Origin of the sequence: Salinicola lusitanus, assembly GCF_038648475.1 — a bacterium.
In the GTDB taxonomy this organism is placed as follows: Bacteria; Pseudomonadota; Gammaproteobacteria; order Pseudomonadales; family Halomonadaceae; genus Salinicola; species Salinicola lusitanus.
Genome location: NZ_CP151919.1, coordinates 2948541 through 2963260, shown reverse-complemented (window position 1 = coordinate 2963260; position 14720 = coordinate 2948541). Strand labels below are relative to the sequence as shown.

Annotated in this window: 16 protein-coding genes; 11 read left to right on the top strand and 5 right to left on the bottom strand. The window is 63.6% G+C overall.

Going from position 1 to position 14720, the window contains the following annotated elements; all coding sequences use genetic code 11:
• Positions 1-70: 70 nt before the first annotated feature.
• Together AAGT95_RS13340 and AAGT95_RS13335 are read left to right on the top strand one after the other, a co-directional pair.
• Positions 71-736, top strand: coding sequence for a hypothetical protein (locus AAGT95_RS13340; RefSeq protein ID WP_342594091.1), 666 nt, complete (start codon positions 71-73; stop codon positions 734-736).
• Between the two features lie 23 nt (positions 737-759).
• Complete coding sequence (locus AAGT95_RS13335) at positions 760-1308, top strand: FlgO family outer membrane protein (protein WP_342594090.1); 549 nt, start codon at positions 760-762, stop codon at positions 1306-1308.
• A gap of 86 nt (positions 1309-1394) precedes the next feature.
• Here the strand turns inward: AAGT95_RS13335 and AAGT95_RS13330 are convergent, their stop codons facing one another.
• Positions 1395-3101 (bottom strand): 2-isopropylmalate synthase, encoded by a 1707-nt coding sequence (locus tag AAGT95_RS13330; RefSeq protein ID WP_342594089.1) that lies wholly within the window; start codon positions 3099-3101, stop codon positions 1395-1397.
• A 256-nt stretch (positions 3102-3357) separates the two neighbouring features.
• Between AAGT95_RS13330 and AAGT95_RS13325 the strand changes: the two genes are divergently transcribed.
• From AAGT95_RS13325 to AAGT95_RS13310, 4 genes are all read left to right on the top strand, one after another.
• Positions 3358-3843, top strand: a complete 486-nt coding sequence (locus tag AAGT95_RS13325; RefSeq protein ID WP_110710053.1) for an Lrp/AsnC family transcriptional regulator — start codon at positions 3358-3360, stop codon at positions 3841-3843.
• Positions 3844-4227: 384 nt separating this feature from the next.
• Positions 4228-4743 carry an invasion associated locus B family protein gene (locus AAGT95_RS13320; RefSeq protein ID WP_342594088.1) on the top strand — a complete coding sequence of 172 codons (516 nt, stop codon included), beginning with the start codon at positions 4228-4230 and terminating at the stop codon, positions 4741-4743.
• Positions 4744-4935: 192 nt separating this feature from the next.
• Complete coding sequence (locus AAGT95_RS13315) at positions 4936-5913, top strand: tripartite tricarboxylate transporter substrate binding protein (protein WP_342594087.1); 978 nt, start codon at positions 4936-4938, stop codon at positions 5911-5913.
• 101 nt (positions 5914-6014) lie between these two features.
• Positions 6015-6812 carry an HpcH/HpaI aldolase/citrate lyase family protein gene (locus AAGT95_RS13310; RefSeq protein WP_342594086.1) on the top strand — a complete coding sequence of 266 codons (798 nt, stop codon included), beginning with the start codon at positions 6015-6017 and terminating at the stop codon, positions 6810-6812.
• Positions 6813-6892: 80 nt separating this feature from the next.
• Here the strand turns inward: AAGT95_RS13310 and AAGT95_RS13305 are convergent, their stop codons facing one another.
• Positions 6893-7219, bottom strand: coding sequence for a DUF1127 domain-containing protein (locus tag AAGT95_RS13305; protein WP_342594085.1), 327 nt, complete (start codon positions 7217-7219; stop codon positions 6893-6895).
• 79 nt (positions 7220-7298) lie between these two features.
• Between AAGT95_RS13305 and AAGT95_RS13300 the strand changes: the two genes are divergently transcribed.
• Complete coding sequence (locus AAGT95_RS13300) at positions 7299-7706, top strand: hypothetical protein (RefSeq protein ID WP_342594084.1); 408 nt, start codon at positions 7299-7301, stop codon at positions 7704-7706.
• Positions 7707-7725: 19 nt separating this feature from the next.
• Here the strand turns inward: AAGT95_RS13300 and AAGT95_RS13295 are convergent, their stop codons facing one another.
• Positions 7726-7929, bottom strand: a complete 204-nt coding sequence (locus tag AAGT95_RS13295; RefSeq protein WP_110600908.1) for a putative motility protein — start codon at positions 7927-7929, stop codon at positions 7726-7728.
• 229 nt (positions 7930-8158) lie between these two features.
• Between AAGT95_RS13295 and AAGT95_RS13290 the strand changes: the two genes are divergently transcribed.
• The gene (locus tag AAGT95_RS13290; RefSeq protein ID WP_342594083.1) at positions 8159-8767 is read left to right on the top strand and encodes a hypothetical protein; all 609 of its coding nucleotides are present in this window, start codon (positions 8159-8161) and stop codon (positions 8765-8767) included.
• Between the two features lie 5 nt (positions 8768-8772).
• On the opposite strand, the gene AAGT95_RS13285 is transcribed toward AAGT95_RS13290, so the two are convergent.
• Complete coding sequence (locus AAGT95_RS13285) at positions 8773-10323, bottom strand: methyl-accepting chemotaxis protein (protein WP_342594082.1); 1551 nt, start codon at positions 10321-10323, stop codon at positions 8773-8775.
• Between the two features lie 188 nt (positions 10324-10511).
• Between AAGT95_RS13285 and nfo the strand changes: the two genes are divergently transcribed.
• From nfo to aldA, 3 genes are all read left to right on the top strand, one after another.
• The gene (gene nfo / locus AAGT95_RS13280) at positions 10512-11360 is read left to right on the top strand and encodes a deoxyribonuclease IV (RefSeq protein WP_342594081.1); all 849 of its coding nucleotides are present in this window, start codon (positions 10512-10514) and stop codon (positions 11358-11360) included.
• Positions 11361-11381: 21 nt separating this feature from the next.
• Positions 11382-11669, top strand: coding sequence for a hypothetical protein (locus AAGT95_RS13275; RefSeq protein WP_110717040.1), 288 nt, complete (start codon positions 11382-11384; stop codon positions 11667-11669).
• Positions 11670-11845: 176 nt separating this feature from the next.
• A complete protein-coding gene (gene aldA / locus AAGT95_RS13270; RefSeq protein WP_342594080.1) occupies positions 11846-13321 on the top strand; it encodes an aldehyde dehydrogenase in 1476 nt (491 codons plus the stop codon).
• 135 nt (positions 13322-13456) lie between these two features.
• On the opposite strand, the gene AAGT95_RS13265 is transcribed toward aldA, so the two are convergent.
• Entirely contained in the window at positions 13457-14656 is a 1200-nt protein-coding gene (locus AAGT95_RS13265; RefSeq protein ID WP_342594079.1) for an MFS transporter, read from the bottom strand.
• Between the last annotated feature and the right edge of the window lie 64 nt (positions 14657-14720).

The following is a 14720-nucleotide window of genomic DNA, read 5'->3' as shown; positions in this document are numbered from 1 at the left end:
CGTGGGGGACGGGCCCTACAATCCTCGAGCCCACATCGAGTCACGAACAGCGAACGGGAACATTGCATTCATGTCATTCAGGACCTGGGCCATAGTCTGTGGCGCGGCCGCACTCTCCGGCTGCTTCGGCGTCAATACCTCCCAGGCCCCGCTGGCCACCACCTACCCGGCGACCACCCAGCAGCGCATGCAGGCCGCCTATCACTGGGAGGTGCTGGCGCAGCACGAGGCCCGGGCCATCATGGCTGACCGTCGGCTCGACCGGCGCGCGCTCTATATCAAGCCCCCCGAAACCGAAACCGCCTTCAGCCGCGGCTTTCGTTCGCTGCTGACCAGCGAGCTGGTGAGACAGGGCGCCACGGTCAGAACCAGCGATCTCGGCGCGGCCACCGTCACCTTCGACGTACAGGTCGTGGCGCATCGGGATCGCCAGCCGATCCGTCCGCCCCAGGGCGCGTTGACCGCACTGGCAGCGGGCATCGCGGTGGCGACGATACCGTTCAACCACTGGCGCGAGCCCGCGCTGGCGCTGATCCCCGCCGCCGGGCTGGTCGACCTGTTCAGCGGTAGCTGGACGTCTGAGAGCAACGAGGAGGTGATCATCACGGTCCAGGCCGACGAGTACCAGACCCTGCTCTACTCCTCCTCCAACCTCTACTACATCAATCCCGGCGATAGCGGCCAGTACGGCCGAGCGTCGGCTGCCGGCCAGCTCAAGGTATCGTCGCAATGGTAAGCCACAGCAGAGAGAGTTCCGCCATGTCCGTATCTTCCTGCGCTCGGCTTGTGCTGCTCATGCTGCTGCTGGCGGCACTGGCAGGCTGCTCGATGCTCGACCCCAACGGCCGTCCACATCAGCCGACCACCCTGGAGCGGGTCGATGCGGCGGCCAAGGCGCTGATCGACAATAGCCGAGGGCGGCTCGATGACATCGCCCCGCTGGTCGCCACCACTTTCGTCGACGTCGACCACCTCGGGCAATCCTCGACCCTGGGCCGCACCTTGAGCGAAATGTTCGTCTCACGGCTGGTCGAGTCGGGCCTGCCGGTGATCGAGGTCAAGCTGCGCAATAGCCTCTACATCGAGGAGAATACCGGCGAGCTGATCCTGTCGCGTAACGTGCAGCGGCTGAGTCAGGATTACGACGCCAGCGCGGTGCTGGTGGGCACCTACGCCCAGGCCCAGGACCGGCTGTTCGTCAATGTCCGGGTGGTGCGTATCGCCGATCGCGCCATCCTCGGCGCGACCAGCTTCGAGCTGCCGCTCAACAATGATCTGCGCGCGCTGCTACCCCCAAGCTACCCCTGAATCAGGCCGATGGCACCAGAGTGGCAAACGCAGAAGGGCGCCCAGTGGGCGCCCTTCTCGTCTCGCGGCGTGGGTGTCGGTGACGCTCAGTCGACGGTGGTCGCACGCGAGTCGCTCGCCTGCGACTCCCGTTGCGCTCCGGCCAGGTTGATCCCGGAGAGGATCGCCTTGAGCGAGGCACTGACGGTGTCGCTGTCCTCGGCGACCGCGCAGACGCGCTGACCGTCGACATTGAGCTGGACGAACGCGATGGCGTTGGCCTCGCTGTCGCCCCCCAGCGAGTGCTCGGCGTAGTCGATGATGCCGACACCGACACCGGAGTGCTTCTGCCACGCGTCGGTGAAGGAGGACATCGCGCCGTTGCCCTTGCCGGAGAGACGCAGCGTCTCGGCGCCCTGCCAAAGGGTCACCTCGATGCCTTCGTCCTGCCCCTTGGAGAGACGATAGTCGGCCAGCGACAACGGTGATTCGCTGGTGAACCGGTCGAACATGACCTGGCGGATGATTTCGCTGGAGAGTTCGCTGGCCCGCTTCTCGCTCTCCTGCTGCACGTAGGGCGCCAGCGCCAGCATCATCCAGCGCGGCAGGCTGATGCCGTAGTCGCGCTCGAGCAGGAACGCCATGCCGCCCTTGCCGGACTGGCTGTTGACCCGGATCACCGCCTGGTAGTCGCGACCGATGTCATGGGGGTCGATCGGCAGATAGGCCACCTGCCACGGCTCATCCGGTTTCTGTTTCTTGAGCGATTTGCGGATCGCATCCTGATGACTGCCGGAGAAGGCGGTGTAGACCATCTCGCCGACCCAGGGATGACGGGGGTGAATCGGGATGTTGGTGCACTCGTTGACCACCTCGATGATCTCGTCCGGCCGCGACAGGTCGAGTTCCGGATCGATCCCCTGGCTGTAGAGGTTCATCGCCAGAGTGACGATATCCATGTTGCCGGTACGCTCGCCGTTGCCCAGCAGCGTACCCTCGACGCGCTCGGCACCGGCCAGCAGTGCCAGCTCCGCGGAGGCGACCGCCCCGCCGCGATCGTTGTGGGTGTGCACCGAGATGATCACGCTGTCGCGATTCTTGATGTGCTGGCAGAAATACTCGATCTGATCGGCGTGATGGTGCGGCCCCGCCACTTCGACCGTGGTCGGCAGGTTGAGAATGCACTTGTTGTCCGGGTTCGGTTGCCAGACGTCCATGACCGCTTCGCAGATGCGCAGCGAGAAGTCGATCTCGGTGCTGGAAAAGCTCTCGGGGGTGTACTCGAACCGCCACTCCACGTCCGGGTAGCGCTCGGCATAGGTCTTGACCCAGGTCGCCCCCTGCACCGCGATATCGACGATGCCATCGCGATCCATCTCGAACACCCGCTCGCGCTGCACGGTCGAGGTCGAGTTATAGAGGTGGACGATGGCGCGCTTGGCACCGATCAGCGACTCGAAAGTCTTCTCGATCAGGTGCTCGCGACACTGCACCAGCACGGCAATGGTCACGTCATCGGGGATCTGGTCATCCTCGATCAACCAGCGAACGAAGTCGTAGTCCGGCTGGCTCGCCGAGGGGAAACCGACCATCACCTCCTTGATCCCCACCTTGACGATCTGATGCCAGAAGCGCTTCTTCTGCTCGACGCTCATCGGTTCCAGTAGTGCCTGATTGCCATCGCGCAGGTCTTCGCTGACCCAGATCGGGGCGTGATCGAGATCACGATCCGGCCACTGACGGTCGAAGGCGGGTACCCGGGGGGCCGGGCGGTATTTTCTGTGATCAAAGGCGCGATGATCGAAGGCAGACATGGCAACCATCCTGACGAGATAAAAGAGCCGACGGATTGTAGGGCGCGCCGTTGGGGCGGGCCCCGCTATTGAGCCACCGCGAATCGCGGCGGAAACGGGGGCCGGACCCCGGATGCGGGGGCCGGCCCGAAGCTGCTTGTGGCAGCAGAGACAGTGTAAGGCTTTTGTGCCGACAGGACATTGCGAAGATCGACCTTTCTCGCCGCTGAATGGCATAATCTGCCAATCTAGACAAATCAAGAGACAGATATTGCCAATGAATTCCTCACAGCCTCTGACTCTCGATCGCTACGACCGGCGCATTCTCGAGCTGATCCAGCAGGAAGGCCGGATCAGCAACCAGGAACTGGCCGAGCGTATCGGGCTGTCGCCCTCACCCTGCCTGCGCCGCCTGCGCGCGCTGGAGGAGAGCGGCCTGATCCTCGGTTACCGCGCCCTGGTCGACGCGCGGCAGCTGGGCTATCGGCTGATGGCACTGGTGCACATCTCCATGGATCGCCACACCCCGGAGCGCTTCGCCAACTTCGAGCGCCAGGTGGCGGCACTGCCCCAGGTCCAGGAGTGCCTGATGATCACCGGCCAGGAGGTCGACTATCAGCTCAAGATCCGGGTCGAGGACATGGACGACTATCAGCAGCTTCTGCTGCAGCACATCACGCCGATCGAAGGCGTCTCCGGCGTCCACTCCAACTTCGTGCTGCGTCCGGTGTTCGAAAATCGCGGCGTGCCGGTGGCGCCCTGACCGCGTATCCGGCACTGACTGGCGCCCCCGTGCTCCGACTGGCCACCACGGTATCGGGCGTGCTGGAGTGTCGTGACCGCCATCTCATCCGGCACGCGAAAATTCGGCCATGCCCGAAAAGTACTACGCTTGCCCATACGGCGTCAGAAATCGGCTCACTGAACCTCGTTCACAACGTTCGAGGGCAGCCCGGAGGACGAGCGGAGCGAGCCACATGCTCATTCATACCGCGTAGACTGGTACGCCAACCCGGTCCGTTCTCTCGCCGATTCCTTGCCTTGGCTGCACGTTCCGGGCTTGCCCAGGCTTGTCGACTTTTCAGTCAAAGCCCGGCACATACTCATGCACGACAACGCGCCACCGATCACCACACAGGAAAATGCCATGTCTTTTCGCCGTACCCTGCTCGCCTCGCTGCTGCCCCTGGCCGCCGCCATCCTGACGCCGGCGCAGGCTCAGCAGCCGAGCGCACCGCAGGTCGATACCCAACAGTTCCAATCCTGGGAAGTGGGCTGCCCCAAGGGCGGTGAGCGCCAGAACTGCGTGATGAGCCAGATGGTCAGCAACCCCGACAGCAACGAACCGCTGATGCGTGCCATGGTCGGTCATCCGGCCCAGGCCGACGGTCCGGTCATGGTATTCCTGCTGCCGCTGGGCGTGCGCCTGGCGCCGGGTATCCAGCTGCAGGTGGACGCCAACGAGCCGGTGGGCATGCCCTATCAGGTCTGCCTGCAGCAAGGCTGCCGTGCCAATCTGGCGCTGTCGCCGCAGCTGCTCGCCCAGCTCCGCGGCGGCAACAAGGCCACGGTCAGCGCCATCGCTCCCGATGGCAAGCGGCTCGACATGGATCTGTCGCTGATGGGCTTCACCAGCGCCAGCCAGCGCATCGCCCCGCAGTAAAGTCCCCAGCCCACGCGCCCGAGATGCCCGGGGCGGCGTCGGCGGGTCGATCCCGGCGGCGTACTGCCGGGCGCCGGTCGCGTGCGGCCCCTCATTAGACGATTGCGCAATTGTGGAGATACTGCCGGCGGGTTAAGACTTTGCATGCAAAGTGCATCTTATCGATAACAGAACCCGTCAAGCGAGGTCACAATGAGCCGATCAAGGGCGTCCCGCCATCTCACTCCGCTGCTGTTCGCCGCCGTTCTGGCCTCGCCACTGGCATGGGCGGAGTATCCCGAAAAGCCGATTACCCTGATCGTTCCCTGGGCGGCCGGCGGCGGCACCGACGCCACGGCTCGCATCATCGCCTCGTCGCTGGAAGAACAGCTCGGGCAGACGATCAACGTGGTCAACCGGACCGGGGGCAGCGGCGTGGTCGGTCACACCGCCATCGCCAACGCCCGGCCGGATGGCTACACCCTGGGCCTGGCCACCGTCGAGGTCGCGATGATGCATTGGCAAGGGCTGACCGACCTCACCTATCAGGACTTCACCCCCATCGCCCAGATCAACTTCGACTCCGCCAGCCTCTCGGTCGGCGAAGATTCTCCGTTCGACAATCTCGAAGCGTTCGTGACCCAGGTCAGGGACAAACCCGAGGGTACCTATACCGCATCGGGTACCGGCCTGGGTGGTATCTGGCACGTGGCGCTCAACGGCTTCCTGATGGACCAGGGCATCGCCGCCGGCAAGATCACCTGGATCCCCAGCCAGGGCTCCGCGCCGGCCATGACCGAGCTGGCCTCCGGCAGCCTCGACGTGGTCGCCTCGTCCCTTCCCGAGGCGAGATCGATGATCGATGCCGGCAAACTTCGGAGCCTCGGTGTCATGACGCCGGAAAGACTGGAAGGCTTTCCCGATGTGCCAACCTTCGAGGAACAGATCGGCAGTGATTTCACCCTGGGCGCGTGGCGTGGGATCGTCGGCCCCAAGGGGATGAGTGAAGATGTCGTGGCCACGCTCGAGGATGCGCTGAAGAAAGCCTATGACAGCGATGCCTACCAGAGCTTCATGGCCAGGCAGGGTTATGGCGTGGTATGGCGAGATGGCGATGGCTTCGAGCAGCTGATGGCGGAGGATGACCAGAAATTTGGCAAGATCATGGGCGAGATGGGGCTGACCCACTAAACGGCGCCCGATACCCTGCACTCGATAACCGATCGGGCCGGCGTCGTGACGCTACCGGCTCGTCGTCATTTCGCGTCTCAGCTACTCAAGAGGTTACCTGCATGGAGCTGCCGCAGAATCCGTTCCGACGCTCGCTCGACGGTAATACGCGCTATGGCTGCTGGGCCGGCTTCGGTACCGGCTATGCCACCGAGATCCTCGCCACTACCGGATTCGACTGGCTGTTGATCGATGGCGAGCACGCGCCCAATACGGTCCCGTCCATCCTGTCGCAGCTGCAGGCCGTGGCGCCCTACCCCAGCGCGCCGGTCGTGCGTACCGTGAACCACGACCCTGCCCTGATCAAACAGCTGCTCGACATCGGCGCCCAGACGTTGATGATCCCGATGGTCGACACGGCCGAGCAGGCCGCCAGACTGGTCGCCGCGACCCGTTACCCGCCGCACGGTTTCCGGGGCGTCGGTGGCGGCCTGACCCGCGCCACGCGGTGGGACGGCGTCGAGAATTACCTGGCCCGAGCCCATGAGGAACTCTGCCTGATAGTCCAGGTGGAGTCGCGAACCGGCGTCGACAACGCCGAAGCGATAGCGGCAACCGAGGGCGTCGATGCCGTTTTCGTCGGCCCGGTGGACCTCTCCACCGGGGTCGGCCATGCCGGCAATCCGAACCATCCCGACGTACAGGCGATGATCCGTCGTACCCTCGAAGCCACCCACGCCGCCGGCAAGGCCGCCGGCATCCTGGCGCCCGCCGAGGCGGATGCCAGACGGTATGCGCAATGGGGTTTCGACTTCATCGCCGTGGGTATCGATATCAGCCTGCTGCACCAGGCTGCCATCGAGACGATTTCCCGCTACAAGTCCGACATTCCTCTGCCGACGTCGAGTCTCGGCTACTGAGCCCCCGCCCTGGATGGTGGTTGCCAACGACAAGCGAATCATCGAAAAAGCCCCGGCCACATCCTGTGACCGGGGCTTGGCTAAGCCACTCGTTCTCCGCAATACCGACATATCACGGTCTTGTTCGCAAGGGACTCGACGCCCGGCAATGCTTCCGCTGCCCGCGTAACGTCCGCCACCTTCCGGCGCCCTGCGGCACGCTCGATATCGCCAAGAACGCGATCCTTCACCTTCGCTTTCTCGTCAAAGGTCGGGAAGGCCGACACGATCTCGTTCTCGAACCGGCGCAGACCGATATCCTTGAGCATGTGGTCGTTCAACCCACTCAGGGCATTCAAGTCGTGCCGATATTGACGGTTCGCGGCGAGATGCTGCAACAATGCTTTGAAAATGCTTGAAAACTTCATGTCCCCGATCTCCAGGCTGGCGGAGGCCGGACACGAATCGCAGTAAAAAGGCGGGGACTTTCGTCGTCTTTCGGCCGCGATGGGTGTCGCGGCCGATGATGAAATTCAATCCAGGGCGCGCGACCGACAACGTGCTCGCATACCGCGCAGACGCGCGATATCGAAGGACGTTGACCAGGTCAGGCGATGGGAATTCATCACGATTTCCGAATATGAATGGAAGCGTTTCGATAACGTCATTCGCTATCGAATTACCGAAAGCAATAATCTTATTCCCTTCGGTCATTTGATTAAAAACGAGGCCTCTACCGGCGTCAACCGGAAAAAACGAAATAGGGAGAACTTCTTCGAGCCCGCTTGGATGAAAACTCGAGGCCAGAAAAGCGAGAGTGCCGCGATCACGCCGGAGTTATGTGGCGTGGAGAACCGGGATCGATCGACAACGCTATGGTTCGGCAAGACCCGAAACGCCCGGCGCGCCGGGTAGCGCACGCCGGGCCAAGGCTTCAGGCATAGGTGTTGATTTGCGTTCCCACACTGCCGGAGGATGCCAGCTCCGGCGACGGCGCCACCGAGGACATCAACTGCGCGATGTGTGACGCCTGCCCATCCAGCGACTGCTTCAACAGACTATTCTGCGCTTGCTGGTCCTGATTGAAGTTCTGTAGCGCCAGCGCCGTACCGACGGCGGCATTGACTGCAGTATCCATCACAAACTCCTCGATCCGAAGAAAGGCCACGCTTCCATGGCACTCTCGGTTTCTCGATCTTTCGGTCCATCCATCGGTCTATCGGCGCGACGCCCCACCGACTTTAGCCATCCGACGCGAGCAGGAACCGCAGCCAGGCTCTCCTGGAGAGAAAATCGCCACGCTATCGGCTACGCTTGACCGCGCAATTCCAACCCGGTCATGCGTTTACCGTCCGAAGGATATATCGATGCCCAGACTCTCGTTGACCCTCGCTCTCACCCTCTGTGCCGGCGTTACCTTGAGTGCCTGCCAGCAGCGGGACGATTCGAATCAGGATACCGACGCTGCCAAGGAGACCTTCCGGGCGGCGAGTTACCCGCTCGAGGTGCGATACGACGCCTCGTTGACACGCGTCGATGGCGAGGTCTCTGGCTATTTCGACAACGGCGGCTGGCAACTGTCGAGCGACGCTCCCGGCGATCGCCTGCTCCTGCTGGAACTCCCCGAATCCGACGACGTGGCGACCGCCCTGTGGCGCCTGGGCGCAAGCCGTGACGCCAAGGCCGTGGCCAACTGCCTGAGCCTGCCCGCCAACGCCCAGGCCATGCCCTCGAAGACCACCCTGGCGGGAGAGGCGTTTACCGGCTTCACCCTCGGCGACGCCGGTATGAGCCACTTCCAGAACGCCGAAGGCTATCGCGCCGTGGTCAACGACACCTGCTACGCCATCGACCTGATCGTGGAGGGAACCAATGGCAAGGTTTACGATCCACCTCGCCAGCCGCCGTTCTCCAGCGACGAGGCCATGGAGCGGTTGCGCGCGATCAGCGACGGACTGTCGTTCACTGCCAGTTGATCGGGTTACTCCACTGTCGCCGGCGCGCGGCCGGTCACCTGAGGAAGCGCTTGTTTCCCCCGGGTGCCCGCTCCCGCCAGAGAGCGGTTCGATGGCGACGATGCTTCCGCCCCGATCGTCTTCCCCAGGTCGAAGGATGAGACCGCTTCATCCAGCAGAGAGGATTGCTGACGCAGCCGCTCGGAGGCGTGCGAGACGCTCTCGACCAGGGTTCCGTTCTCCTCGGTGTCCTGGGCGATCCCACGCAGATCGGCGTTGACCTCGCCGATATCGTCGCTCTGTCGGCTACAGGCCTGGCTGATTCCGTCGATCAACCGGGCGACGTCGTTCGTCCGGCCAAGCATGTCGGTCATGGTACGCGCGACGTCTTCCGCCCTGGCGGTACCGTTCACGACTTGCTGCCGAGATTCGCCGATCAGCGCCCTGATATCGCGGGACGCTTCGGCGCTGCGATTCGCCAGCGCCTGCACTTCGCCGGCGACGACCGCAAAGCCACGTCCGCTCTCCCCTGCACGCGCCGCCTCCACGGCGGCATTGAGCGCCAGGATATTGGTCTGGAAGGCAATGCTGTCGATCAGATCGGTGATCTCGGTGATCCTGTTCGAGCTTTCGCGCAGCTGGTGCATGGCCCCCGTCAATGCGTTTACCATCCGCTGGCCCTCGTCCGCCACGTCGCCGGCTTCGCTGGCCAGCGTACTGGCGCGCCGGGCATGGTCGCTGTTCTCCTGCACGGAGCCGCCGACCGCCTCGAGCTTACCCTGGGTGCGGACCAGCGCCGCCTCCTGCCGGCGATTGCGATCAGCGAGCTCGTCGTTGCCGTGGTTGATCGTGGTGGATACCGCCGCAACCTCGACGAGCGTCGCCTTCACGCGTCCAAGCGTCGCGCGCACGACCTGCATCGTACGCTTGAACTCGCTACCGACGTGGCTGCGCATCGTCGTGTCGTCGAATCCGAGATCGAAGATGCCTTCGTGGCGCCCGATATGCCGGCTGAGACGGCTCAGTTCCTCGGCGCTGATGGCGTCGCGTGCCATCTGGCGCGCCAGGAACCCCAGCACCACCGTCTGGACAATCACGTAGGCCGCATGGATCAGGACCATCGGCAGATACGCCATCATGTGCGATTGCGGCATCACATAGATGTCCCACCCCTGATGTTGCAGGTAGCAGAACAGCAGGTGGTGACCCGCTATCACTCCTGCGCCGCAGGCAAGCACTCGCCAGTCGCGATACGCCAGCAGGGTCGACAGCAGCACGAAGATGACGAAGTGCCCCTCGATCATCCCCAGCAGCAGATGGATCTGCAGCCCCGCATGGACCATGAACGCCGTCGCCACGCACAGCCGCGTCGTCAGCGCGGCCGGCCAGCACCAGATCATCACGATGGGTACGATACTGGCCGGCAACCCCACCACGATGGCGGGCCACCACAGACCATGAACGGCGGCCATTCCCAGTGTCGCGATACCAAGGACGACCAGCAGCAGCGCCATCAGACGATTGGCGCGAACATAGACACCGGTCAGCAGGTCCCTGGGCGAAGCGGATGAATTCATGGCGTCTCTCACGATCTTGTAGTCAGTGCCGGTGAATCCACCGGGTGTCAGCGGGCATGCCGATCAGAACAGTTATCGGCATCGCGCAGCGACTCTTCACTACCGCCTTGCCTCCCCCTCCCGCCTCGGGACACCGCCATGGCGCGGCTGCTACACTGCGAGCGCCAGCCCAAGGATTGGATGACCTCATGAAAACCATCGGAGCCCACGTCAGCGCTGCGGGCGGTGTCGATCAGGCCGTGAGTCGCGCCACCGAGATCGGCGCCAACGCTTTTGCGCTGTTCACCAAGAATCAGCGCCAGTGGCAGGCCAAGCCCCTGGAAGAGCGTACGATCGAAGCATTCAAGATCGCCTGTCGCGAGCAGGGTTTCGGCCCGGCGCAGATACTCCCCCACGACAGCTACCTGATCAATCTGGGCCATCCCGATCCGGAGGGGCTGGCCAAATCCCGCGCGGCCTTTCTCGACGAGTGTCAGCGCTGTGAGCAACTGGGGCTGACGCTGCTCAACTTCCATCCTGGCAGTCATCTCAACAAGATCAGCGAGCGCGACTGCCTGGCGCGGATCGCGGAGTCGATCAACGAGACCCATGCGGCGACCCGCTCGGTGGTCGCGGTGATCGAAAATACTGCCGGCCAGGGTTCGAATCTCGGTTTCCGGTTCGAGCAATTGGCCGAGATCATCGAACAGGTCGACGACAAGACCCGCGTGGGTGCCTGCATCGATACCTGTCACGCCTTCGCCGCCGGCTACGACCTGCGCACCGAGGCGGACGCCATTGCAATGCTCGACGAGTTCGAGCGCGTGGTCGGCGTTCAATATCTTCGCGGCATGCACCTCAACGATGCCAAGAGCGAGTTCGCCAGTCGGGTCGACCGCCATCACAGCCTCGGCAAGGGCAATATCGGTCTGGCGGGATTCACCGCGTTGATGCGCGATCCCCGCACCGATGACATACCGCTGATACTGGAAACCGTCGAGCCGGCGATCTGGCCAGACGAGATCCAGTGGCTGCGCGATCAGCAGCACGCCGATTAACTTTTCAGGACAGACCTCACCATGGATGGATTCTTCAACTGGCTCGGCGAGGCGATCGGCAACGTGATTCGCGCCGTGATCAACGGGCTGCACGGTATTTTCGGCGGCCTTTGGCAGGCCATCGATGGCTTCGTCGAGGGGTTGACCGGTTCGCTGGGTATCAGCGACTCGATCTTCAGCATTGCCGTCCTGGTGATTGGCGTGCTGCTGCTGATCAACGGCCTCCGCTCGCTGGTGCGCGGCGGCATCGTCGGCGGCATCGTCTGGCTGCTGCTGGGGCTGCTGATACTAAGCTGGCTGATTCGCTGAGTCGGGTCTCTTCCCGATTGCAACAATCGGCGGAAAGACATGCCTATTCCTCCTGGGTCCCCGTGACCTCCTTGTCATACCCTCTTTCGTCTACCACCTTGAGGTCGCAAGGCCACATTGATTGGTGACCGATTGACGACAGCTTCTGTCGTCGCGTCAGACAAGGAGACATCAGGATGAGTCAGTCACTCAAAGCGCAGCAGAACGGCGTCGACGTCTACAACCAGTTCATTGGTGGGCAATGGCTAACCGGTGATGGCGAGTTGCTGGATGTCCTCAATCCCGCCACCGGCGAGGTCATTGCACGGGGCCGGCTGGCCGATGAAAAGCTCGCCGACCAGGCGCTTCAGGCAGCGCAGGACGCCTTCCCTGCCTGGTCACGCAAGACTGCCGTCGAGCGCGCCGATCATCTCTACAAGCTGGTGGATCTGATCCAGGACAACCGGGACCGTCTGGCCCGGCTGATCACTACCGAGCAAGGCAAGCCGCTCTCGGAAGCCGATGCGGACGTCGGCATGTGCTGCGACCTGATCCGCTTCGCGGCGGAAAACACCCGCCGGCTCGAGGGCGACATCATCCCGGCGGACGACCCCGACGAGCAGATCTGGATCCAGAAGGTGCCGCATGGCGTGGTGGTCGGCATCACCGCCTGGAACTTCCCCGCCGCGCTGATCGGTCGCAAGCTCGGCCCGGCGCTGGCCGCGGGCAACACCATCGTGCTCAAGCCCTCGGAAGAGACGCCGCTGACCGCGCTGGAGATCGTCGAGCTGGCGCGTCAGGCCGGCATTCCCGATGGCGTCATCAATCTGATCAACGGTCGCGGCCGTGACATCGGCAATCACCTGATCACTAGCCCGATCACCCAGCTGGTCAGCATGACCGGCAGCGTGCGCGGCGGCCGCGAAATCAACAAGGCCGCTGCCGAGCATCTCAAGATCGTGCGTCTCGAGCTGGGCGGCAAGGCACCGTTCATCGTGCTCGACGATGCCGATCTCGATCCGGCGGTCGATGCCGCCATCGCCTCGCGCTACAACAACTGCGGCCAGGTCTGCACCTGCAACGAACGCATGTACGTCCAGTCCGGTATCTACGATCGCTTCCTGGAGCGCTTCAAGCAGCGCGTCGAGGCGCTCAAGGTGGGCAACCCGCTGACCGACGAGGACGTCGACATGGGACCCAAGATCAACGCCGGGGAGCTCGACAAGATCCACGAAATGGTCGAGCACGCCCAGAGCCAGGGCGCGCAGCTGCTGACCGGCGGCAAGCGGCTGACCGGTGGCGACTACGACAAGGGCAACTACTATGCGCCGACGATACTGACCGACGTCAACAACGACATGGATATCATGAAGGAGGAGATCTTCGGTCCGGTGGCGCCGATCATGAAGGTCGACGACTTCGAACAGGCGATGGCGTACGCCAACGCCTCGGAGTACGGCCTATCCGCCTATGTGTTCACCCAGAACGTGCGTCACCTGATGGCGCTGACCCGTGAGCTCGACTTCGGCGAGATCTACGTCAACCGCGGTGCCGGCGAATCCGTCCAGGGCTTCCACAAGGGGTATCGCAACAGCGGTCTCGGCGGCGAAGATGGCAAGTACGGGCTGGAAGCCTACGTTAAGAGCAAGACGATGTACGTGCACTACGCCTGACGCCCACACCCATTCGAACGAACCGCCTTCGTTCTGTTGACTTTCCCCATGACGGGCCGCCAGTGGCGGTCCGTTGTCGTCAGGCGTCGACGAAAACCGCCAGCACCCGCCGACTTTTCGTACCAAGCCTGGCGGCTATCGCCGATTCAGCGAAGGCAGCACATGGTCACGGTAGCGCCACAGGATGAGCACCCCGGCGATAACCATGACGAGTGCCACCGCCAGCAGGATCGAGCCCGTCGCCAGAAACCCCGCCGTCGTGCTCACGATCAGCCCGCCCAGCGGCTGGGTCAGATTGTTGAGCATCACCACCAGCCCCGTGGTCTTGCCGAAGTCTTCCGAGGGGATCACCCGACGGCGCAGGCTGCGAATCGAGACACTGAACATCTTGTCGAAACCGATCACCAGCAGAAATCCGAGCGCGTAGAGCGACGAGATCGCGGTCACACTCGCCATCAGGCCACCCAGCGCCATCGCCGCATAGGCCAGCAGCCCCAACCGGTCCGCCGGTATCAGCGATCTTGCCGTGAACAGCAACACCAACACCGTGGCCAGCGCACCGCCGGCCTGCAATACGCCATAGTAGATTTCGCCATGGCTCTGAACGCCGGTGACCACGGCGGGCGCCGTGGCCAGCAGCGTTCCCAGCAGCAGGTTGACGGCCATTGCCAAGCCAATCGATGCCGGCAGCGCGGGACTGACGCGGAGCTGACGGCCCGCGATCAGCAGCGCCCGATATCCTTTGGCGGCATTCGGCCGCGGCGTCGGCAACTCGGGCCTGGCCAGGCGCTGCCAGCGCCAGATCGCGAGATCGCCGAGCGCGAAACCGAGCGCGATCACCACCACCACCGCTTCCCACTCGAGCCGCGCCAGCAGCGCCGCCGCCACCAGCGGGCCAAGTACCGTCCCCACCTGGTCGAACAGTTGGGCGTGGGAGACGAGCCGCTCGTAGCGGGTGGCACCGAAGGCCTGCACCAACAGCATCTCTCGCGCCATCACGCCCTGGGTCGACAATACGCCGACCAGCGCCGACAGGCCGATCAACCATGCCACATGGGGCATCGCCAGATAGCCCAGGATCGCTGCGATGCATGTCGCCATGCGCCAGCGCTGGCTGGATCGCAGCAACCGATCGTTGCGGTGACGGTCGCAGAGCTGACCGCACAGCGGAAAGGCCAGAAACCGTGGCAGGGTCTCGAAGAAGAACGCCAGACCCGACCAGGCGACACTGCCGGTCAACTGATAGATCACCAGCGGCACCAGGAACAGCAGCATCTGGTCCGCCAGCCGTGACAGCAGCAGCGACACGAAAAAATGACGATTGGGCGATCTCATCCGTCGAACACTCTCCGGGGCCGGTTATCGGCACGGCCACCGAGCCGCACGCCAGGTGCGACCC

Bases quoted from the DNA above. Each gene is read 5' to 3' on its own strand.
- AAGT95_RS13340 (WP_342594091.1), top strand. From the start codon at position 71: ATGTCATTCAGGACCTGGGCCATAGTCTGTGGCGCGGCCGCACTCTCC.
- AAGT95_RS13335 (WP_342594090.1), top strand. From the start codon at position 760: ATGTCCGTATCTTCCTGCGCTCGGCTTGTGCTGCTCATGCTGCTGCTG.
- AAGT95_RS13330 (WP_342594089.1), bottom strand. From the start codon at position 3,101: ATGTCTGCCTTCGATCATCGCGCCTTTGATCACAGAAAATACCGCCCG.
- AAGT95_RS13325 (WP_110710053.1), top strand. From the start codon at position 3,358: ATGAATTCCTCACAGCCTCTGACTCTCGATCGCTACGACCGGCGCATT.
- AAGT95_RS13320 (WP_342594088.1), top strand. From the start codon at position 4,228: ATGTCTTTTCGCCGTACCCTGCTCGCCTCGCTGCTGCCCCTGGCCGCC.
- AAGT95_RS13315 (WP_342594087.1), top strand. From the start codon at position 4,936: ATGAGCCGATCAAGGGCGTCCCGCCATCTCACTCCGCTGCTGTTCGCC.
- AAGT95_RS13310 (WP_342594086.1), top strand. From the start codon at position 6,015: ATGGAGCTGCCGCAGAATCCGTTCCGACGCTCGCTCGACGGTAATACG.
- AAGT95_RS13305 (WP_342594085.1), bottom strand. From the start codon at position 7,219: ATGAAGTTTTCAAGCATTTTCAAAGCATTGTTGCAGCATCTCGCCGCG.
- AAGT95_RS13300 (WP_342594084.1), top strand. From the start codon at position 7,299: ATGGGTGTCGCGGCCGATGATGAAATTCAATCCAGGGCGCGCGACCGA.
- AAGT95_RS13295 (WP_110600908.1), bottom strand. From the start codon at position 7,929: ATGGATACTGCAGTCAATGCCGCCGTCGGTACGGCGCTGGCGCTACAG.
- AAGT95_RS13290 (WP_342594083.1), top strand. From the start codon at position 8,159: ATGCCCAGACTCTCGTTGACCCTCGCTCTCACCCTCTGTGCCGGCGTT.
- AAGT95_RS13285 (WP_342594082.1), bottom strand. From the start codon at position 10,323: ATGAATTCATCCGCTTCGCCCAGGGACCTGCTGACCGGTGTCTATGTT.
- nfo (WP_342594081.1), top strand. From the start codon at position 10,512: ATGAAAACCATCGGAGCCCACGTCAGCGCTGCGGGCGGTGTCGATCAG.
- AAGT95_RS13275 (WP_110717040.1), top strand. From the start codon at position 11,382: ATGGATGGATTCTTCAACTGGCTCGGCGAGGCGATCGGCAACGTGATT.
- aldA (WP_342594080.1), top strand. From the start codon at position 11,846: ATGAGTCAGTCACTCAAAGCGCAGCAGAACGGCGTCGACGTCTACAAC.
- AAGT95_RS13265 (WP_342594079.1), bottom strand. From the start codon at position 14,656: ATGAGATCGCCCAATCGTCATTTTTTCGTGTCGCTGCTGCTGTCACGG.